Source organism: Klebsiella sp. Q11, from assembly GCF_964241505.1.
Taxonomy (GTDB): Bacteria; Pseudomonadota; Gammaproteobacteria; order Enterobacterales; family Enterobacteriaceae; genus Klebsiella; species Klebsiella michiganensis.
In genome coordinates, this window is the sequence record NZ_CAXSXW010000019.1 from 1 (window position 1) to 19,697 (window position 19,697).

Here is a 19,697-nt window from a genome sequence, read left to right on the forward strand (position 1 = left end):
GCGTTCAATCTGAGCCATGATCAAACTCTTCAATTTAAGTTTGATGCTCGTGAATTAAACTTCGTAATGAATTACGTATGTTCACTCAGAGACTTGGTATTCATTTTTCGTCTTGCGACGTTAAGAATCCATGTCACTTTGAGTGCCCACACAGATTGTCTGATAAATTGTTAAAGAGCAGTTGCGACGCGCTTCAGCGCTCTGTCGCGAGGTCCCGTATAATACGTTTTCCTCATTCAGAGTCAAGCGATTATTTTCGCTTTTCTCTGCCGGTATTCATCGCTGAATTCCGCTGACCCGGCGGGCTGTAAGCCGTTGTTCCGTGTCAGTGGAGGCGCATTATAGGGAGTTCTGAGACGTTGACAAGCCCTGTTTTCAAAAAATCTTTCAACCGTCTCTTTTTTGTGCAAAACGCTATGAAAGCGCCAGTTTTTCCAGCGACTCGAAGCCATAGCGCCGCAAAACGCTCAAAAGCTGCTCAGTTTCAGGCGTCAGCGCCATACAGTACGCAATATTGGCATCACTCGATTTTGCGTCAGGCGCTTCGTGCTCTAATAGCCAGGCGGTGCGACGCGCAATCGCAGCTCCGGAGTCGATCATTCTCGTCCCTTCCGGCAGAACCTGCTGCAGCTCTTCTTGTATTAGAGGGAAATGCGTACATCCCAGCACAACCGTATCAGGCGGTTCCTGCATTCGTAGCCAGGGACGCAGGATGCGCCGCAGTTCATCCAGCGGGACCGGCTCACCGTGCAGTTTGGCCTCTGCCAGTTCTACCAGCTCTGCCGACCCCAGCATTTCGATTTTGCATTCATTCGCAAAACGGGAGATCAGTTCGCGCGTATAAGGGCGTTTTACCGTTCCGCGCGTCGCCAGCAGGCCAACAACGCCATTCGCCGTTAAGCGGGCCGCCGGTTTTATCGCCGGAACGACGCCGACAACCGGAAAGGCGAATTTATCGCGTAAGGCGGGGAGGGAAACGGTACTTGCGGTGTTACAGGCAATAACGGCCAGCGCCAGAGGGTAACGCTGCTGAACCGCAGTCACAATCTCCAGGACGCGTTCAACAATAAACTCTTCGCTCTTCTCGCCGTAGGGGAAAGCAACGTTATCGAAAGCGTAGATATAATGCAGATTCGGCAGAAGCTGCCGAATCTCATTGTAAACCGACAGCCCACCGACGCCGGAATCAAACACCAGCACGGTGGGACGTGGATCAGAAGGTGTAGCTGCCAGACAAGTAGTATTCTCGTCCTGCAGTTTGGTAGCCATAAGCTGTCTCGTAATCTTTATCGAACAGGTTAGCTATTTTACCACGAACTGTCAGGCGATCGGTGATCGGATACGATGCAGAAACGTCTACCGTGCTGTAGCTCGGCAAAATTCTTTGCGTATTGTTGTACTGGGAGGTGTTGTTATCGTAACGCTTCCCATAATACTGCCAGGACACATCCATATCGACATCAAACACGGACCAATCCAGCTGATACTTTGCCTGTCGTTTAGAACGTCGGGCCAGCACTTCACCGTTATCATCGTTACGCGGATCGATATACTGCAACGTTACGCGATGGCTGAAAATACCGGTATCGATACTTCCCGTCCATTCCACGCCTTTAATCGTCGCGGCATTGATATTGTCGTATTCCCCGTCATAGGTAACAGGATCGGAATAATAGGTAATCAGGTTAGTAATTTTGTAATGGTACGCGGACAAGCGCCAGTCCACGGGACCGGTGAGCCCTTCCAGCCCAGCTTCCCACTGTTTCGACTCTTCAGGTTTCAGATTAGGATTCGCGTTGATACCAAATCGGGTGGAGCCAAACTGTTGCCCTAAAGAAGGCGCGAGGAAGCCGGTACCGTAGCCGAGAGTCAGGCGATAATTTTCGACAAACTCCCAGCCTGCGGTAGTCTGCCAGGTACCGTGCCAGCCAAACTGCTCATCGTGGTCTTCACGTCCGGACGCTTCGAGGGTCACGTCGCCAACTTGCTGCTGGCCCGTCAGGTACAGTCCCGTATTGTCACGTTTGTAGGTATCCGACATCGCCGTATCTGATGAAGTTAACCGCTGCTGCTGCCAGTCCACCCCTGCGCTGACAGAGCCATGACCGACAATAACGTTATTGCCCCATTGCAGGTTACGCTGCGTCATCCTGTCGAGCGTCGTCCCATCATTATAGCGGCCATAAATACTGCTGTAGTTGTAGTCCTTTATTTTCTGATAGCTGGCGATGAGCTGGGAGGAATAAATTCCGGAATTAAAGTTCAGCCCCGCATCCCAGCTCTGGTTATAGAGCTGGCTTTCATCGGCGCTGTAGGCCGGGCTATACGGCGGGCTTCCCAGATCGTAATCAGAGTTGTTGGTGTAGCTGTGTCCGCGGAAGAAACCGTCAACATTCTCGTTAAATTTATGCTCGAGGCTGCCCCAAAACGTTTTATTACGAAAACCGTCGCGATCGCCGTCGTGATCCCAGGTTGAATCGGGCTGAACGTTAAAGCCTTTATTACCCTCATAAGAACCCGCAACCGTCGCCACCGTATCGCCAAAGCGATGGCGCAGGGTACCGTCATATTGTTGGTAGCCTTTCGATCCTACCCCAGCGGTAATTTTGGATTGTTCTTTATCGGAATGCGTAATGACGTTAATCACGCCGCCCATTGCCCCGGAACCATAAATCGCTGAACGCGGGCCGCGGATATATTCGACGCGCTGCACCAGCGACAAAGGGATCTGGTTCAGATCGGGGTTATTTGTAATACCCGGTCGGGCCATGGGAACGCCGTCAACCAGCACCAGAACTTGTTTGGCTTCAGTACCACGGATAAAAAGAGAGGAGGATTGACCCATGCCACCATTTTGTGCGACGTCCACGCCAGGCAATCGGCGCATCACATCGTTTAAATCTTTCGCCTGCCAGCGATCGATATCTTCCCGGGTAACCACATCGGTCGGCGCAAGAACCGTATTGACCGGCTGTTGAAAACGGTTTGCTGTGACCACTAACGTATCTGAATTGCTGTCCTGCGCCCAGCCGGAAAATGCCGTGACGGAGAGCGCCGTCATCAGCGAAGCTTTTTTAATCATTTTTAAAGCATCCGTAATAAACAAAGGATGCCGCCGGCTCTATCAGTAGCACGCGATGATAGAAACCAAATGCGACGTATTCCGGCAGGTCTTCGGGCTTGGAGTGTTTAATGGACGAGGACTTCCCGCTAAATAGCCGCAGTGTCTGCATAATGCGCTCATCCCACTTTTCCTTACCGCTGCGCGTCAGCTCCAGATTTACACTGGATTCCCTATTAACTCATAGGACCGGTAGCACGATGCTATAATCAGAAACATATAGATGTCCAGACTTCTACCGTTATATTTCCTTATATCATCAGGGCTGGACATCCCCGGCGCTTTCCCTACAATCCCCGCGTACTTATTTTATTCAGGATGCATCATGACCCCCGAACACCTTCCTACCGAACAATATGAAGCGCAGCTGGCAGAAAAAGTCGTCCGTTTGCAGAAAATGATGGCGCCTTTTAGCGCCCCGGTTCCGGAAGTGTTTCGTTCGCCGGTCAGCCACTACCGCATGCGCGCAGAGTTTCGCCTGTGGCACGATGGCGACGATCTGTACCACATTATGTTCGACCAGCAGACCAAATCCCGGATCCGCGTCGAGACTTTCCCGGCCGCCAGCGAGCTGATTAATCAGCTGATGGCCGCGGTGATTGAGGGCGTACGCGATAACCCGGTACTGCGCCACAAACTGTTTCAGGTGGATTATCTCACCACCCTGAGCAACCAGGCCGTGATATCGCTGCTGTATCATAAAAAGCTCGACGATGAATGGCGTCAGCAGGCGGCGCGCTTGCGCGATGCGCTGCGGGCGCAAAATCTGAATGTGCACCTGATTGGCCGCGCCACGAAAACTAAAATCGAGCTGGATCAAGACTATATCGATGAACGCTTGCCGGTTGGCGGGCGTGAAATGATCTATCGTCAGGTTGAGAATAGCTTCACCCAGCCAAATGCGGCGATGAACATTCAGATGCTGGAGTGGGCTATCGACGCCACTAAAGGCGCAACCGGCGACCTGCTTGAGCTGTACTGCGGCAACGGCAACTTTTCGCTGGCGCTGGCGCGTAATTTCGAACGCGTGCTGGCAACGGAAATCGCCAAACCGTCCGTCGCGGCGGCGCAATACAATATTGCAGCGAACCACATTGATAACGTGCAGATTATCCGCATGTCGGCGGAAGAGTTTACCCAGGCGATGAACGGCGTGCGGGAGTTTAACCGCCTGCAGGGAATCGACCTGAAGAGCTATCAGTGCGAGACGATTTTCGTCGATCCGCCGCGCAGCGGGCTGGATAGCGAAACGGAGAAAATGGTGCAGGCGTATCCGCGTATTCTCTATATCTCCTGCAATCCGGAGACCCTATGCCAGAACCTGGAAACGCTCAGTGAGACCCACGAGATCGCGCGCCTGGCGCTATTCGACCAGTTCCCCTATACCCATCATATGGAATGCGGCGTGCTGCTAACGAAGAAGTAAAGCTGCGCGAGAAAACCCGGCAACAACGCTGCTGCCGGGTGAGAGATTATTCAGCGACCGCGTTCTTGCGGTTGCGTAACCTGTAGCCAATCCAGAACACCATAATCACCGACAGAACCGCCGGGAAGAAGTTAGATCCGATGTCCGGGTATTCCGCGCGCACGACGGTACTGTAAACCAGCACGCCGAGAATAAAACAGGCGGCGGCGAGCCCCGGCAAACCCACGGGCATACTACGATTCTGATAGCGCTGATGCAGGCAGTAAACCGTCAGCACCAACGACAAAATGGGGAAGATGGAAAAAGGGACAATGGAGCTGAACAGCGCGGCGAAGGTACCATTAATGGATAAACCTGCGATCAGCGCCAGCAGCAGCGTACCTCTATCTTGTACTGAGTGTTTCATTGCTCGTCCTTCACGTTATTCGGAATGATTTGATATTTTTTCTTGTTCACGGCGATACCAGTAATACGCGCCTTTCGAGATCATTCTGAGCTGCAGCACCAGGCGTTCTTCCAGCTGTCGACGCTGCTCCGGGCCCACATCGAGAGCCTCGGCGCCAGCGCTAAATACGATGGTGACCATAGCTTCAGCCTGCGCTTCGGTAAAGGCGCGCGGCATATGGTTTTCGATTTCTAAATAGTCGGCAAGTTCCGCGATAAAATGCTGAATTTCACGCGCCACGGCGGCACGAAAAGCCGCGGAGGTACCGGAGCGTTCCCGCAGCAGCAGGCGGAAGGCGTTCGGGTTGTTGCCAATGAATTCCATAAAGGTGGAAACAGAGGTGCGAATGACGCTGCCGCCTTTAGCGATACGCTGGCGCGCCTGGCGCATCAGCTGGCGCAGCATGAGCCCGCTTTCATCCACCATGGTCAGACCCAGCTCATCGACATCGCGAAAATGACGATAGAAGGACGTCGGGGCAATCCCCGCTTCCCGCGCCACTTCGCGCAGGCTCAAGCTGGCAAAACTGCGCTCAGCACTCAGCTGACTGAATGCCGCTTCCACCAGCGAACGCCGGGTTTTTTCTTTTTGTTGCGCTCTTACGCCCATCACGTTGTCTGAATCCTTCCATAAGCCCTTCCGGCACTATACCAGAGATTAGAACTAATCGGTTTACACTGGATTGTGAATGATTGTTTACGAGCTGTTTCTGCTTTTATGCCGCAAAAAAGCACAACGATAATTGGGTTAAAGCGCGGCGAATGTTATCATCGTGTTTATTTTATGTATAAAACAGGTGAGTAATGCCATGTCACACTCTTGGGATTATGATGCAATTGTGATTGGTTCCGGTCCTGGCGGAGAAGGTGCCGCCATGGGGCTGGTGAAACAGGGAGCACGCGTTGCCGTCATTGAGCGCTACCATAACGTCGGCGGCGGTTGTACCCACTGGGGTACCATCCCGTCAAAAGCCCTCCGCCATGCCGTCAGCCGTATTATCGAGTTTAACCAAAATCCCCTCTACAGCGACCATTCCCGTCTTCTTCGTTCTTCCTTCGCCGACATCCTGAACCATGCCGACAGCGTCATTAACCAGCAAACCCATATGCGTCAGGGTTTCTATGAGCGTAACCACTGCGAAATCCTGCAGGGCAATGCCCATTTTGTTGATGAACACACTATCGCGCTGGAGTGCCACGACGGTACCGTGGAAACGGTGACGGCGGAAAAGTTCGTGATTGCCTGCGGTTCACGCCCGTACCATCCGGCAGACGTCGACTTCCATCATCCGCGCATTTATGACAGCGACTCGATTCTCAGCCTGCATCACGAACCGCGCCATGTGATCATCTACGGTGCCGGGGTGATCGGCTGCGAATATGCGTCGATCTTCCGCGGGATGGAGGTCAAAGTGGATCTGATCAACACCCGCGATCGTCTGCTGGCGTTTCTCGATCAGGAGATGTCCGACTCGCTCTCCTATCACTTCTGGAACAGCGGCGTGGTCATTCGCCACAATGAAGAGTACGAAAAGATTGAGGGTGTTGATGACGGCGTCATCATGCATCTGAAATCCGGCAAAAAGCTCAAAGCGGACTGCCTGCTGTACGCTAACGGCCGTACCGGGAACACCGACTCACTGGCGCTGGAAAATATCGGTCTGCAAACCGACAGCCGCGGCCAGCTGAAGGTCAACAGCATGTATCAAACCGCCCTGCCGCATATTTATGCCGTCGGCGATGTGATTGGCTATCCAAGCCTGGCCTCCGCCGCCTACGACCAGGGCCGCATCGCTGCCCAGGCGCTGGTAAAAGGCGAGGCATCGGCGCACCTGATTGAGGATATCCCTACCGGGATTTACACCATTCCGGAAATCAGCTCCGTCGGTAAAACCGAGCAGCAGCTGACGGCAATGAAGGTGCCTTACGAGGTGGGTCGCGCGCAGTTCAAACATCTGGCCCGGGCGCAGATCGTCGGTATGAGCGTCGGTACGCTGAAGATCCTCTTTCATCGCGAAACGAAAGAGATCCTCGGGATTCACTGCTTTGGCGAGCGCGCGGCCGAAATTATTCACATCGGCCAGGCGATAATGGAGCAGAAAGGCGGTGGTAACACCATTGAGTACTTCGTTAACACCACCTTTAACTATCCGACGATGGCGGAAGCCTATCGGGTAGCGGCGTTAAATGGCTTAAACCGCCTGTTTTAACGCGGCGTCGAAATGGCCATCCATCTTACCGCGGATGGCCTCCGCCAGATGTTCATAGCGGCTACGCAGCGGCGAACCCGGGCGATAAACCAGCCCCACGGTACGTCTCGGCTCCGGCTTGATGCAGGGCACATAGACCACGCCATCGCGCTTTCTCTCCTGCGGCACGGCCAGGGCTGGCAACAGCGTGATGCCGCTACCGGCAGCCACCATGTTACGCAGCGTTTCGAGGCTCGTCGCCCGGAAATGGGTATCTTCATCGGCGCCCGCTTCAAAACAAAAGCCCATCGCCTGATCGCGCAGGCAGTGCCCATCTTCCAGCATCAGCAGCTTTTCACCGGCCAGGTCCGACATCGGCACGCACTCGCGGTTCGCCCACGGGTGATCTTCGTAGATAGCCAGCATCATGGGCTCATCAAACAGCGGCACCTCAATAAACGCTTCGCTCTCTTTGACCAGCGCCAGAATCGCGCAGTCGAGCTTACCGCTATCAAGCTGCGCTAAAAGCTGATGGGTTTGTGCTTCATGCAGATACATTTCCAGCTTGGGAAAGGTCTGGTGCAGCATCGGGATAATCAGCGGCAACAGATAAGGGCCAATCGTCGGGATCAGTCCAATATGCAGCGGCCCGGACATGGTCTCTCCCTGCTGGCTCGCCATTTCCTTAAGCACTTTGACTTCTCGTAGCACGGTACGCGCCTGATCCACCAGCAGCAGCCCTGCCTGGGTGAACAGAACCTTACGACTGGTGCGCTCCAGCAACATCACGCCGAGTTCATCCTCCAGCTTACGGATTTGCCCGCTGAGCGTCGGTTGGCTGACGTGGCAAGAATCCGCCGCACGGCGGAAGTGGCGGTGTTCGGCTAGCGCTACCAGATATTCAAGATCGCGAATATTCATTATTCATCCTCCATCGCCACGATAGTCCATGGCGATAGATAGAATAGCAACGAACGATTATCCCTATCAAGGTTTCTGTTCAATAATAAACCCATAAATGAGGAAAAGTTCAGAAAATCATTGAGCTTCCTCATCACCTCTCTACCCGGATAACTAAAGCCAACGTGAACTTTTGCGGACCTTGTGTCCGCTTTTTTTTGCATAAAAAAGCCCGGAGTTACCCGAGCTTCGTATATTTACCGCCTTAAAAGCAGCCCCGCAGGCGGATCACACCAGACGCTGTTTAGCGTCGGCAATCGCCTGAGCCACCTGCTGAGGAGAAACGCCACCTTTAGCCGCACGCTTATCCAGACACGACTGCAGCGCCAGAATCGGATAGACGTCATCCACAATCACGGGGCTAAATTTCTGCAAATCGGCCAGAGGCAGATCCTCCAGCGGCTTGCCCTGGGCAATGGCTTCCACTACCGCTTCACCGACAATATGGTGCGCTTCACGGAACGGTACGCCTTTGGCAACCAGGTAATCCGCCAGTTCGGTGGCATTGGCGTAACCCTGCTGCGCGGCTTCTTCACAACGCGGGCGTTTTACCTGAATACCGTCGAGCACCAGTGCCGCCATATGCAGGCAGTCGAGCCAGGTATCAAGCGCGTCAAACAGGCCTTCTTTATCTTCCTGCATATCTTTGTTGTAGGCCAGCGGTAGACCTTTGAGGGTCATCATCATGCCGGTCAGCGCACCCTGCACGCGGCCGCATTTACCGCGGATCAGCTCCAGCGCATCCGGATTTTTCTTCTGCGGCATCAGGGATGAGCCAGAAGTCACGCGGTCAGAAAGCTCAACAAAGCCCGCTTCGCCGGTATTGAAGAAGATCAGATCTTCAGCAAAACGCGACAGGTGGACCATACCGATTGAGGCATCGGACAGCAGTTCCAGTACGTGATCGCGATCGGACACGCTGTCCAGACTATTGCGGGTCGCCGATGCGAAGCCCAGCCAGCCGGCAAGCTGTTCACGATCGATTTCATAGGCGGTACCCGCCAGCGCTCCGCAGCCCAGCGGGCTGACGTCCAGACGTTTAAGCGCATCCTGCAGGCGGCTTTCATCACGCGCCAGCATTTCGACATAGGCCAGACACCAGTGGGCAAACGTCACCGGCTGCGCGCGCTGCAGGTGGGTATAGCCCGGCATAACGGCGTCCTGATTATTCTCCGCCGTCTCAACCAGCGCGCTTTGTAGCTGACGATTCGCCGACAGCAGTTCCATCACGGTATCTTTGCACCACAGCTTCAGGTCGGTCGCCACCTGGTCATTACGGCTACGCCCGGTGTGCAGCTTTTTGCCCAGCTGGCCGACCTTGTCGATCAGCTTACCTTCCACCCAGCTATGAATATCTTCCGCATCGCTTTCAAGGATCTGCTGCGGGTTAGCCCGCACGTCTTCCAGCAGAACGTTCAGCGCCTCTTCCAGCTGTAGCTGCTCATCGGCGGACAGTACGCCCACCGTCACCAGCGCTTTGGACCAGGCAACAGAGCCAACGATATCCTGCTCCGCCAGGCGATAGTCAAAGCGCAAAGAGTCGTTGAACTGTTTGAACCGCTGATCCGCTGCCTGAGTAAAACGCCCACCCCAAAGTGCCATAACATGCTTCCTTAATATCTTTGAATTTTATTACCCGGCGGCGCTACGCTTACCGGGCCGACAAAATGATAAATTGATTATGCCAGTATACGCGTGCCGATCGGCGTGCCGTTAAACAGCGCAGGGAGCTGCTCCGCGTGGCGCCAGGAGGCGATATCGACCGGGCGGCCTAATGTCCGCGCCGCGTCCAGGGCCGCATTCACTTTGACGATCATGCCGTCGGTGATAATGCCCTGCTCGATCAGCTGTTCAGCCTTCTCGGCGGTCATTTCCGCGATGCGCTGCCCTTTGCCATCAAGAATGCCGCTTACGTCAGACAGCAGAATCAGGTCTGCGCCGAGCGTTGCCGCCAGCGCGGTCGCCGCCTGGTCGGCGTTGACGTTCATCAACTCGCCTTCATCGGTGACGCCGATGGAGCTAACGACCGGCATATAACCGCCCGCCAGCAGCGTGTTAATCAGCGCCGGAGAACCCGGCTGAGCGAATCCGACATGACCCAGCTCTTCATCAAGCTGCGTCACTTTGACGCTATCGCCATCGCCAAGGAATAGCCCAACGGCAGCCAGGCCGTGCTTCTTCGCCCACGCCAGCAGCGTTTTGTTGGCGGTTCCCGCCAGCGCGCCGGTAATAATGTCGATCTGATCCGCGGGCGTGACCCGCAGACCGTTTTTCTTTTTCACCGGCAGGTTGAGCTGCTTCATAAGTTCATCCACCACGCAGCCGCCGCCGTGCACAATAATCAGCGGGCGCTGATGGGATTCGCGGTAGTTCACCAGTGCCGTAAACAGGCGCTCAAGCGCTTCTTCGCTGTCCAGCAGGACGCCGCCAAGTTTGATAATTAAAGGATTCATCATCACACCTTAAATAAGAGACTGCGTCTCAGCGAAGCCGAAACGAATATTTGCGCACTGCACGGCCTGCGCGGCCGCGCCTTTCAGCAGGTTATCTTCCGCCGCCACCACGATGATATGTTCATCCTGGACCGCAAAACCGATATCACAGAATGGCAGACCCACGACATTTTTCAATGCAGGGACACCTTTATCGTATAAACGTACCAGCGGCTTATCCGCATAGGCCTGCTGGAATACCGCCGCCACCTGCTCTTTGCTCACGCCAGGCTTCAGACGGCAGGTAATGGTTTCCAGAATCCCACGCTTAAAATTGCCCAGATGCGGAGTAAAAATAACGTCCGCGCCCAGGTGGGTTGAAATTTCCGGGTGATGACGGTGGTTGAAAACGCCGTAAGGTTGCAGGCTGACTTCGCAGAAGCTATTGCCAATAGAGGCTTTACGCCCGGCGCCGCTGACTCCGCTGGTCGCGTTGATCACCGGCCACTGGTTAAGATCCAGCAGCCCCGCGTCGATCAGCGGTTTTAACGATAGCTGAGCCGCCGTCGGGTAGCAGCCCGGTACGGCGATCAGATTAGCTTCTTTTAGCTTTTCGACGCTCCACTCGGCCAGGCCGTAAACCGCCTGCTCCAGCAGTTCAGGGTGCTGATGAGTGAAACCGTAATATTTTTCATAGAAGGCGCCGTCATTAACGCGGAACGCCCCGGAGAGATCGAACACGACGCAACCAGCGGCGAGAAACTGCGGCGCCAGGTCATGGCTTACCTCGTGCGCGGTAGCCAGAAAAACGACATCGACTCCGGCGCTAAACTCGCTGATATCGGACATCGGCTGCAGCGGCAGATCGACAATGCCTTTCAGCTGCGGATGCAAATCGGAAACTAATTTTCCCGCATCATTGCTTTGCGCGGAGACCGTCAATGCGGTTATGGTCATATGAGGATGGCGATTTACATAGGCCACTAGCTCTGCGCCGGCATAACCGCTGGCGCCCACAATTAGCGTGTTCAACATTGGGGCTCTTCACCTTCTTGCTTACGTATATTTGCCCTGGAAGACCGTTGCCTTCCCCACCCTGTTGAGCCGTAAGAGCATCATCCTTACATTCGATGGGTTTTCTTACGCTCAACGATAATGTATTTTTATTCACAAATAATGCATGAATATTGATACTATCACGACCCGAGGTGTGTCAACAATGAAAAACAAATTACCGCCCTTTATCGAGATTTACCGCGCGCTGATCGCCACACCTTCCATCAGCGCAACCGAAGAGGCGCTGGATCAAAGCAATGAGTCTTTAATCAATTTACTGGCAGGCTGGTTCCGCGATATCGGCTTTAATGTTGAAGTTCAGCCAGTCCCGGACACGCGTAATAAATTCAACCTGCTGGCCAGCAGCGGCCACGGCGCTGGCGGCCTGCTGCTTGCCGGGCACACCGATACCGTCCCGTTTGATGATGGCCGCTGGACCCGCGACCCTTTTACCCTGACCGAGCACGACAATAAGCTGTACGGTCTCGGCACCGCGGATATGAAAGGCTTCTTTGCTTTTATTCTCGACGCCCTGCGCGACGTTGACGTCACTCAGCTGAAAAAGCCGCTCTATATTCTGGCGACGGCCGATGAAGAGACCAGCATGGCCGGCGCCCGCTACTTCGCCGAGACGACCCAGCTGCGACCGGACTGCGCCATTATCGGCGAGCCCACGTCGCTGCAGCCGATACGCGCGCACAAAGGCCACATGTCCAACGCGGTTCGCATTCAGGGGCAGTCGGGCCACTCCAGCGACCCGGCACGCGGCGTCAACGCGATTGAACTGATGCACGACGCCATTGGCCGCATCATGCAGCTGCGCGACGACTTAAAAGAGCGTTATCACTATGCCGCCTTTACCGTTCCCTGGCCGACGCTGAATCTCGGCGCCATCCACGGCGGCGATGCCTCCAACCGCATTTGCGCCTGCTGCGAACTGCATATGGATATTCGTCCGCTGCCCGGAATGACGCTCAACGATCTCAACGGGCTCCTTAACGAAGCGCTGGCACCGGTGAGCGAGCGTTGGCCTGGTCGCCTGACCGTTTCTGAACTGCATCCGCCGATCCCCGGTTACGAATGCCCGCCGGACCATAAGCTGGTTGAGGTCGTCGAAAAACTCCTCGGCGCGCAAACCGACGTGGTCAACTACTGTACCGAAGCGCCGTTTATTCAGACCCTCTGCCCAACGCTGGTGTTAGGCCCGGGCTCTATCAACCAGGCCCACCAGCCGGATGAGTACCTGGAAACGCGCTTTATTAAGCCGACCCGCGAGCTCATCACTCAGGTGGTTCACCATTTTTGCTGGCATTAAATACCCATTCTCTCGTGCGATTTCATCGGCGCGAGAGGGTGACAATTATCACATTTTCATAAGCAACGCTTATCAAGCGACCTCCGAGTTAAATTTCGCAAATTGCCGCCATTTATTCGTTTGCTGAAGCGATTTCGCAACAATTGACGTGGGGGTTTTTACGTGGCTTTATAAAAGACGGTTGCTTATCCACTGCTCAAATTATCGAGCGCCGGATATAACAAAATAAAATGAGATGGGGTGTCTGGGGTAACATGAACGAACAATATTCCGCTTTGCGTAGTAATGTCAGTATGCTCGGTAAGGTGCTGGGCGACACCATCAAGGATGCGCTGGGAGAAAACATTCTTGATCGTGTCGAAACTATCCGTAAGTTGTCCAAATCTTCTCGCGCTGGCAATGAAGCCAACCGCCAGGAGCTGCTCACCACGCTGCAAAACTTGTCCAACGACGAGCTGCTGCCGGTGGCGCGCGCCTTTAGCCAGTTTCTGAACCTGGCGAATACCGCTGAGCAATACCACAGCATTTCGCCAAAAGGCGAAGCGGCCAGTAATCCGGAAGTGATTGCCCGCACCCTGAGAAAGCTCAAAGAGCAACCCAATCTCAACGAAACGATTATTAAACAAGCCGTTGAATCCCTGTCGCTGGAGCTGGTGCTGACCGCGCACCCGACCGAAATCACGCGTCGTACGCTGATCCACAAGATGGGCGAGATCAACAGCTGCCTGAAGCAGCTCGATAACAACGACATTGCGGACTATGAACGTCATCAGGTCATGCGCCGTCTGCGCCAGCTGATTGCCCAGTCGTGGCACACCGATGAAATCCGCAAGCATCGCCCTACCCCGGTGGATGAAGCCAAATGGGGCTTCGCGGTTGTCGAAAATAGCCTGTGGGAAGGCGTACCGAACTACCTGCGCGAGCTGAATGAACAGCTGGAAGATAACCTGAACTATCGGCTGCCGGTCGATTTTGTTCCGGTTCGCTTTACGTCCTGGATGGGCGGCGACCGCGACGGCAACCCGAACGTGACCGCCGACATTACCCGCCACGTCCTGCTGCTCAGCCGCTGGAAGGCAACCGATCTGTTCCTGAAAGATGTCCAGCTGCTGATTTCCGAGCTGTCGATGGTTGAGTGCACCGACGAGCTGCGTGAGCTGGCAGGCGCGGAAGGCGCTCAGGAACCCTATCGTTACCTGATGAAAAAACTGCGCACGCAGCTGATGGAGACCCAGGCCTGGCTGGAAGCGCGCCTGAAAGGACAAAAACTGCCGAAACCGGCGGGCCTTATCACGCAAAACGAGCAGCTGTGGGAACCGCTTTACGCCTGTTACCAGTCGCTACAAGCCTGCGGTATGAGCATTATCGCCAACGGCGAGCTGCTCGATACCCTGCGCCGCGTAAAAGCCTTTGGCGTACCGCTGGTGCGTATCGATATCCGTCAGGAAAGCACCCGCCACACCGAAGCGCTGGGCGAAATGACCCGCTATCTCGGCATAGGCGACTATGAAAGCTGGTCAGAAGCCGATAAACAGGCCTTCCTGATCCGCGAACTGAACTCCAAGCGTCCTCTGCTGCCGCGCCAGTGGGAGCCAAGCGAAGAGACGCGCGAAGTGCTCGAGACGTGCAAAGTCATCTCCGAAGCGCCGCGCGGCTCTATTGCGGCCTACGTGATTTCGATGGCCAAAACGCCGTCAGACGTCCTGGCCGTGCATCTGCTGTTGAAAGAGGCCGGCATCGGCTTCGCGCTGCCGGTCGCCCCGCTGTTCGAAACGCTGGACGACCTGAATAACGCCGACGACGTTATGACCCAGCTGCTGAATATCGACTGGTATCGCGGCTTTATCCAGGGCAAGCAGATGGTCATGATCGGCTATTCCGACTCGGCGAAAGATGCGGGCGTGATGGCCGCCTCCTGGGCGCAGTATCAGGCGCAGGACGCGTTAATTAAGACCTGTGAAAAAGCCGGCATTGAGCTGACGCTGTTCCACGGTCGCGGCGGTTCTATCGGCCGCGGCGGCGCGCCGGCGCACGCGGCCCTGCTCTCTCAGCCTCCGGGAAGCCTGAAAGGCGGCCTGCGCGTTACCGAACAGGGCGAGATGATCCGCTTTAAATACGGCCTGCCGGAAGTCACCATCAGCAGCCTGTCGCTCTACACCAGCGCGATTCTGGAAGCCAACCTGCTGCCGCCGCCGGAGCCAAAAGCGCAATGGCGCGACATCATGGCCGAGCTGTCCGACGTCTCCTGCGAGATGTATCGCGGCTACGTGCGTGAAAATAAAGATTTTGTTCCTTACTTCCGTTCCGCGACGCCGGAGCAGGAGCTGGGCAAACTGCCGCTGGGCTCGCGTCCGGCAAAACGTCGCCCGACCGGCGGCGTCGAGTCGCTGCGCGCTATTCCGTGGATCTTCGCGTGGACGCAAAACCGCCTGATGCTGCCAGCCTGGCTGGGCGCCGGCGCCGCGCTGCAAAAAGTCGTTGAAGGCGGCAAGCAGAGCGAGCTGGAAAGCATGTGCCGCGACTGGCCGTTCTTCTCTACCCGCCTCGGCATGCTGGAGATGGTCTACTCAAAAGCCGACCTGTGGCTGGCGGAATATTACGATCAGCGTCTGGTGAAACCGGAACTGTGGAAGCTGGGCGAAGAGCTGCGTGAACTGCTGTCCGCCGATATCAACGTGGTACTGGCAATCGCCAACGACTCCCACCTGATGGCCGACCTGCCGTGGATCGCGGAGTCCATCCAGCTACGTAATATCTATACCGACCCGCTGAACGTGCTCCAGGCCGAGCTGCTCCATCGTTCACGTCTGGCGGAAGAGAAAGGTGAAAAACCGGACCCGCGCGTTGAGCAAGCGCTGATGGTCACCATCGCAGGCGTTGCGGCAGGCATGCGTAACACCGGCTAGTTCGCCCTGAGAAACCTGTAGCCCGGCTAAGCGTAGCGCGAGCCGGGTTAAAAACCATAGCTCCGGTAAGCATTGCGTTTACCGGAGCTTTTTTTATTAGTGGTGCAGCATTTCGTCGACAATCTGCTCTTTATGCAGGGCATAAGGATAGTAGGTTGGCCAGTTATCCATCTCTTTCAGCAGCGCTTCCTGGGACTCATTGCCCGTAAAGATATGGAAATGTTGGGACTTGCGCGGCGCGATGGTGTGATCGCTAAACTGAACAAACTTCGGCGCTTTTGAATCCGCCTGCTGGCATTCGAACAGGTAGCGCACGCCTTTTTTACCGGATGCGTAGGTCAGAATTTTGTAGCCGGAATAGGCGTACCGGCAGGCGTTGACGGTTTTCCCGACGTGAAACTCCATGACGTTATCTTCGATACCAATCTGGTCCACATCGGTAGCGTAGCCCTTCTTATAATACTCCCGATATTCCGCCACGCTTTTACCGGCTTTTTTGGCCTTCTGCTCCAGCACGGCATCTAAATCGCCGTTCAGCAGATAGGGATTAACCGACTGCCAGATACCCTCCCAGTCGCTCAGCGCCCTGTCCTTTACGTCCTGGTCGGCAAAAATGCCTTCACTCGCCTTCTGCTCCGCTTCGGTCAGCGCCGGGCCATGGCTATGGTGGCCGTGGGCGACCGCCTGACTGCTCGCCAGGACCAGGCTTACACCAAGCATAAGCGCGGAAATCTTTCGGGTCATCACTCTCTCCTGAGTTTAGGTTTGCAATAATATGTTACGATATAACATACCATCAGGGCTATGCAATACTCTTTCATAAATCGACTCTCCCCCTTCTTGACGACACCCATTGCGTCAAAGAGAAGCCGGTTTGGTCAGAAAATAACCCCTGAGATCTTTTTTAGCAGATGGGTTTTCCGTGTACGGATACAAAACCGTAGGGATCATGAAATAAACACGAAATAATCATGTAGTCTAATTTATCCATCGACAGTGGTTGTACGTTCATCCCAAAAAAGGGTATATCATCGACAAATAAATAAATCCCATCGATATAAGTGCCAGTGAAAAAATAAAGCGAGAGATTTATTAAAAAACGCTCGTCTGAATGTCAGAATCCCTTAGGTTTATATTTTTCCTACAAGGTTTCATCACGCAAATAGACGGGATTACTGAGTGCATAAATTTAATTTAAAAATCATAAAGTTAACAATAAAACTAGCATTAAATAACTATAAGACCATTCCTACTCGATGGTTATTGACCAGGAATCTATTCTCAAATAACATTGAACATTAAATAATTACAAAACTCTCGCCATTAATGTTTACACTGATAAAGGATTTATCGTGAAGTATATAATTAAAGCACTTACCTGCCTTATATTAGTTAGCCCTTTTGTTGCTGGTGTAGCCACTGCATCCAGTAAATGGTCAGGCTGTGCAGAAAAAGAATATCAAATTCAAAAACAGCTGGAGTATGCCAAAGCGTACGGAAATATACATAGAGTCAGGGGGCTGGAAAGAGCGCTGACAAACGTACAACGCTACTGCACAGACGGTAAGCTTACTTCTGAATGGCAGGAGAAGGTAGCAGACAAGGAGAGTAAGGTCCGCGAGCGCATGGAAGAACTACGCCACGCCCAGGCTTCAGGCGATCCTGAAAAAATCAGAAAAAAAGAGAAGAAGCTACAAGAAGCCAAAAATGAGCTTATGGAAGTACAATCTGGCCTCAATCAATCACTGACCAGGCAATAAAGAAAAGGGACTGGATTAACCCCCTGGTTAAGCCAGCTCTCTTTCCGTAACTCTCTTTCCGGCAAGATACTCCCCTCACTAACCTCCTATGTTTAGTCATGGAAAACCCGGTTATGTGATGTCGCTAAAAGCGTCTATCGGTACGTTGCAATAACTTGTAAGCACATGATTATGAAAATATAAAACCAGCGCGGGTTGAAGAATAATCCTGCTTCGATGGAGTATCTCATGCCGCCCTCTGGTATTCTGCCTTTTCCACGATGTTCGGTATGATGCAGATAAAGCATGTTTTGCGGAGCGATTATGGATAACGGCATCAATCAGGTTATTGATTCTTTTATTAAAGGCCCGGCGGTAATCGGCAAAGTCCACTTTTCCACAGAATCCAGACCGGCTTCTGAGAAAGCGCTAAGCGTCGATTTTCCGCGCCTCGAAATCATGCTTGCGGGGCAGCTTCGCGATCCGGCGATTAAGGCCGACCAGGCGCAGCTGACGCCGCACGATGTGCTGTACGTCCCCGCAGGCGGATGGAATGACCCGCAGTGGCTGATGCCCTCCACGCTGTTAACTGTCTTATTTGGTAAGCAGCAGCTGGAATTCGTCCTACGCCACTGGGACGGTAGCGCGCTTAACGTGCTGGATAAACAGCAGGTTCCTCGCCGCGGCCCCCGGGTTGGATCGTTTCTGCTGCAGGCGCTGAATGAAATGCAGATGCAGCCGCAGGAACAGCACACGGCCCGCTGTATTGTCACCAGCCTGCTCAGCCACTGTGCCGATCTGCTGGGCAGCCAGGTACAAACGTCATCGCGCAGCCAGGCGCTTTTTGAAGCGATTCGTAAACATATTGATGCCCATTTTGCCGACCCGTTAACCCGCGAGTCGGTGGCGCAGGCGTTTTATCTCTCACCAAACTATCTTTCCCATCTGTTCCAGAAATGCGGGCCAATGGGCTTTAACGAATACCTGAATCACATCCGTCTGGAGCAGGCCAGAATGCTGTTAAAAGGCCACGATATGAAAGTGAAAGATATCGCCCACGCCTGCGGTTTCGCCGACAGCAACTACTTCTGCCGCCTGTTTCGCAAAAACACCGAGCGCTCGCCGTCGGAGTATCGCCGTCAGTATCACAGCCAGCTGACGGAAAAAACGGCTTCGCTAAAAAACTAGATTTTTGTGTGTTAAACCTGACTTTTGTGCGTTCTTATTTTCCCATTTTAATCCGGGTAGCGGGATAAATGTGATCTAAATCATCCTTAACCGCAATGCGTACATTTATCCAGTTTTTGGCAAATTTGTCATCTGGCGACCCTCCGCGTGAAAGCCGTATTCTTTCCTCAACGACACTACCGAATTAAGCATTGAGGAAAGCATCATGGAACTCTATCTGGACACCGCAAACGTAGCAGAAGTTGAACGCCTGGCGCGCATCTACCCGCTGGCCGGCGTGACCACCAACCCGAGCATTATCGCAGCCGGTAAAACGCCGGTTTGGGATGTTCTTCCGCGCCTGCAAAAAGCCGTCGGTCCGGAAGGTATTCTGTTCGCCCAGACCATGAGCCGCGACGCGCAGGGCATGGTGGAAGAAGCCAAACGCCTGAGCAACGCCGTCCCCGGTATCGTGGTAAAAATCCCGGTCACCGCCGAAGGCCTTGCCGCTATCAAGCTGTTGAAAAAAGAAGGTATCCCCACGCTGGGTACGGCGGTATACAGCGCATCTCAGGGCCTGCTGGCCGCGCTGGCCGGGGCAAAATATGTGGCGCCGTACGTCAACCGCGTCGACGCCCAGGGCGGTGACGGCATCCGCATGGTCCAAGAGCTACAGTCCCTGCTGGAGCTCCATGCGCCGGAAAGCAAAGTGCTGGCCGCCAGCTTTAAGACGCCGCGCCAGGCGCTGGATTGCCTGTTAGCAGGCTGCGAAGCGATCACCCTTCCGTTAGATGTAGCGCAACAAATGCTCGGTACCCCTGCGGTAGAGTCAGCTATTGAGAAGTTTGAGCAGGACTGGAATAACGCTTTTGGAACGCTAAACCTGTAACCCGATCGGCGAGCTGCCCAGGGGGGTGGCATCACGGTCATCCAGGAGGAATA

General features: G+C 54.2%; 16 protein-coding genes and 1 riboswitch. Of the genes, 7 read left to right on the forward strand and 9 right to left on the reverse strand.

Features of this window, described 5'->3' with window-relative positions:
- Positions 1 to 414: 414 nt before the first annotated feature.
- Together murI and btuB are read right to left on the reverse strand one after the other, a co-directional pair.
- Positions 415 to 1,269, reverse strand: a complete 855-nt coding sequence (murI, locus tag ACESQ2_RS24700) for a glutamate racemase (RefSeq protein ID WP_004856053.1) — start codon at positions 1,267 to 1,269, stop codon at positions 415 to 417.
- Complete coding sequence (gene btuB, locus ACESQ2_RS24705; protein ID WP_046878568.1) at positions 1,214 to 3,082, reverse strand: TonB-dependent vitamin B12 receptor BtuB; 1,869 nt, start codon at positions 3,080 to 3,082, stop codon at positions 1,214 to 1,216. The genes murI and btuB overlap by 56 nt, the downstream gene beginning before the upstream one ends.
- A gap of 65 nt (positions 3,083 to 3,147) precedes the next feature.
- A riboswitch (cobalamin riboswitch) is annotated at positions 3,148 to 3,330 on the reverse strand.
- 116 nt (positions 3,331 to 3,446) lie between these two features.
- Between btuB and trmA the strand changes: the two genes are divergently transcribed.
- Entirely contained in the window at positions 3,447 to 4,547 is a 1,101-nt protein-coding gene (trmA, locus tag ACESQ2_RS24710) for a tRNA (uridine(54)-C5)-methyltransferase TrmA (RefSeq protein ID WP_014227442.1), read from the forward strand.
- Positions 4,548 to 4,593: 46 nt separating this feature from the next.
- Here the strand turns inward: trmA and ACESQ2_RS24715 are convergent, their stop codons facing one another.
- On the reverse strand, positions 4,594 to 4,953 hold the full coding sequence (locus ACESQ2_RS24715) for a YijD family membrane protein (protein ID WP_004856046.1): 360 nt from the start codon (positions 4,951 to 4,953) through the stop codon (positions 4,594 to 4,596).
- 15 nt (positions 4,954 to 4,968) lie between these two features.
- Positions 4,969 to 5,604, reverse strand: coding sequence for an HTH-type transcriptional repressor FabR (gene fabR / locus ACESQ2_RS24720; protein WP_004107582.1), 636 nt, complete (start codon positions 5,602 to 5,604; stop codon positions 4,969 to 4,971).
- Positions 5,605 to 5,800: 196 nt separating this feature from the next.
- Here fabR and sthA point away from each other — a divergent pair, with 196 nt between their 5' ends.
- Entirely contained in the window at positions 5,801 to 7,201 is a 1,401-nt protein-coding gene (gene sthA / locus ACESQ2_RS24725) for a Si-specific NAD(P)(+) transhydrogenase (protein WP_004116922.1), read from the forward strand.
- Here sthA and oxyR read toward each other — a convergent pair.
- The 4 genes from oxyR to argC form a co-directional block, all read right to left on the reverse strand.
- Entirely contained in the window at positions 7,184 to 8,101 is a 918-nt protein-coding gene (oxyR, locus tag ACESQ2_RS24730) for a DNA-binding transcriptional regulator OxyR (protein ID WP_014227441.1), read from the reverse strand. The two genes, sthA and oxyR, sit on opposite strands and share 18 nt — an antisense overlap.
- A gap of 267 nt (positions 8,102 to 8,368) precedes the next feature.
- Complete coding sequence (gene argH, locus ACESQ2_RS24735; RefSeq protein ID WP_046878569.1) at positions 8,369 to 9,742, reverse strand: argininosuccinate lyase; 1,374 nt, start codon at positions 9,740 to 9,742, stop codon at positions 8,369 to 8,371.
- Between the two features lie 77 nt (positions 9,743 to 9,819).
- Positions 9,820 to 10,596, reverse strand: a complete 777-nt coding sequence (gene argB, locus ACESQ2_RS24740) for an acetylglutamate kinase (RefSeq protein ID WP_086074234.1) — start codon at positions 10,594 to 10,596, stop codon at positions 9,820 to 9,822.
- A gap of 6 nt (positions 10,597 to 10,602) precedes the next feature.
- Positions 10,603 to 11,607, reverse strand: a complete 1,005-nt coding sequence (argC, locus tag ACESQ2_RS24745; protein ID WP_004870566.1) for an N-acetyl-gamma-glutamyl-phosphate reductase — start codon at positions 11,605 to 11,607, stop codon at positions 10,603 to 10,605.
- A gap of 184 nt (positions 11,608 to 11,791) precedes the next feature.
- Between argC and argE the strand changes: the two genes are divergently transcribed.
- Positions 11,792 to 12,943 carry an acetylornithine deacetylase gene (gene argE, locus ACESQ2_RS24750; protein ID WP_004127321.1) on the forward strand — a complete coding sequence of 384 codons (1,152 nt, stop codon included), beginning with the start codon at positions 11,792 to 11,794 and terminating at the stop codon, positions 12,941 to 12,943.
- 254 nt (positions 12,944 to 13,197) lie between these two features.
- Positions 13,198 to 15,849, forward strand: a complete 2,652-nt coding sequence (ppc, locus tag ACESQ2_RS24755; RefSeq protein ID WP_032747324.1) for a phosphoenolpyruvate carboxylase — start codon at positions 13,198 to 13,200, stop codon at positions 15,847 to 15,849.
- A gap of 96 nt (positions 15,850 to 15,945) precedes the next feature.
- On the opposite strand, the gene zinT is transcribed toward ppc, so the two are convergent.
- A complete protein-coding gene (gene zinT, locus ACESQ2_RS24760; protein ID WP_116280656.1) occupies positions 15,946 to 16,593 on the reverse strand; it encodes a metal-binding protein ZinT in 648 nt (215 codons plus the stop codon).
- 608 nt (positions 16,594 to 17,201) lie between these two features.
- Between zinT and ACESQ2_RS24765 the strand changes: the two genes are divergently transcribed.
- The 3 genes from ACESQ2_RS24765 (at position 17,202) to fsa (ending at position 19,644) form a co-directional block, all read left to right on the forward strand.
- Entirely contained in the window at positions 17,202 to 17,609 is a 408-nt protein-coding gene (locus ACESQ2_RS24765) for a DUF1090 domain-containing protein (protein ID WP_046878571.1), read from the forward strand.
- A 303-nt stretch (positions 17,610 to 17,912) separates the two neighbouring features.
- Positions 17,913 to 18,776: an AraC family transcriptional regulator gene (locus tag ACESQ2_RS24770; RefSeq protein WP_046878572.1), complete on the forward strand. Its 864-nt coding sequence runs from the start codon at positions 17,913 to 17,915 to the stop codon at positions 18,774 to 18,776.
- A gap of 205 nt (positions 18,777 to 18,981) precedes the next feature.
- The gene (gene fsa, locus ACESQ2_RS24775) at positions 18,982 to 19,644 is read left to right on the forward strand and encodes a fructose-6-phosphate aldolase (protein ID WP_004107558.1); all 663 of its coding nucleotides are present in this window, start codon (positions 18,982 to 18,984) and stop codon (positions 19,642 to 19,644) included.
- Positions 19,645 to 19,697: the final 53 nt, after the last annotated feature.

Excerpts from the sequence above, each read along its gene's own strand:
- ACESQ2_RS24770 (WP_046878572.1), top strand. The coding sequence starts at position 17,913 with ATGGATAACGGCATCAATCAGGTTATTGATTCTTTTATTAAAGGCCCG.
- argE (WP_004127321.1), top strand. The coding sequence starts at position 11,792 with ATGAAAAACAAATTACCGCCCTTTATCGAGATTTACCGCGCGCTGATC.
- ACESQ2_RS24715 (WP_004856046.1), bottom strand. The coding sequence starts at position 4,953 with ATGAAACACTCAGTACAAGATAGAGGTACGCTGCTGCTGGCGCTGATC.
- btuB (WP_046878568.1), bottom strand. The coding sequence starts at position 3,082 with ATGATTAAAAAAGCTTCGCTGATGACGGCGCTCTCCGTCACGGCATTT.
- ppc (WP_032747324.1), top strand. The coding sequence starts at position 13,198 with ATGAACGAACAATATTCCGCTTTGCGTAGTAATGTCAGTATGCTCGGT.
- murI (WP_004856053.1), bottom strand. The coding sequence starts at position 1,269 with ATGGCTACCAAACTGCAGGACGAGAATACTACTTGTCTGGCAGCTACA.
- argH (WP_046878569.1), bottom strand. The coding sequence starts at position 9,742 with ATGGCACTTTGGGGTGGGCGTTTTACTCAGGCAGCGGATCAGCGGTTC.
- fsa (WP_004107558.1), top strand. The coding sequence starts at position 18,982 with ATGGAACTCTATCTGGACACCGCAAACGTAGCAGAAGTTGAACGCCTG.
- argC (WP_004870566.1), bottom strand. The coding sequence starts at position 11,607 with ATGTTGAACACGCTAATTGTGGGCGCCAGCGGTTATGCCGGCGCAGAG.
- zinT (WP_116280656.1), bottom strand. The coding sequence starts at position 16,593 with ATGACCCGAAAGATTTCCGCGCTTATGCTTGGTGTAAGCCTGGTCCTG.
- oxyR (WP_014227441.1), bottom strand. The coding sequence starts at position 8,101 with ATGAATATTCGCGATCTTGAATATCTGGTAGCGCTAGCCGAACACCGC.
- sthA (WP_004116922.1), top strand. The coding sequence starts at position 5,801 with ATGTCACACTCTTGGGATTATGATGCAATTGTGATTGGTTCCGGTCCT.
- trmA (WP_014227442.1), top strand. The coding sequence starts at position 3,447 with ATGACCCCCGAACACCTTCCTACCGAACAATATGAAGCGCAGCTGGCA.
- argB (WP_086074234.1), bottom strand. The coding sequence starts at position 10,596 with ATGATGAATCCTTTAATTATCAAACTTGGCGGCGTCCTGCTGGACAGC.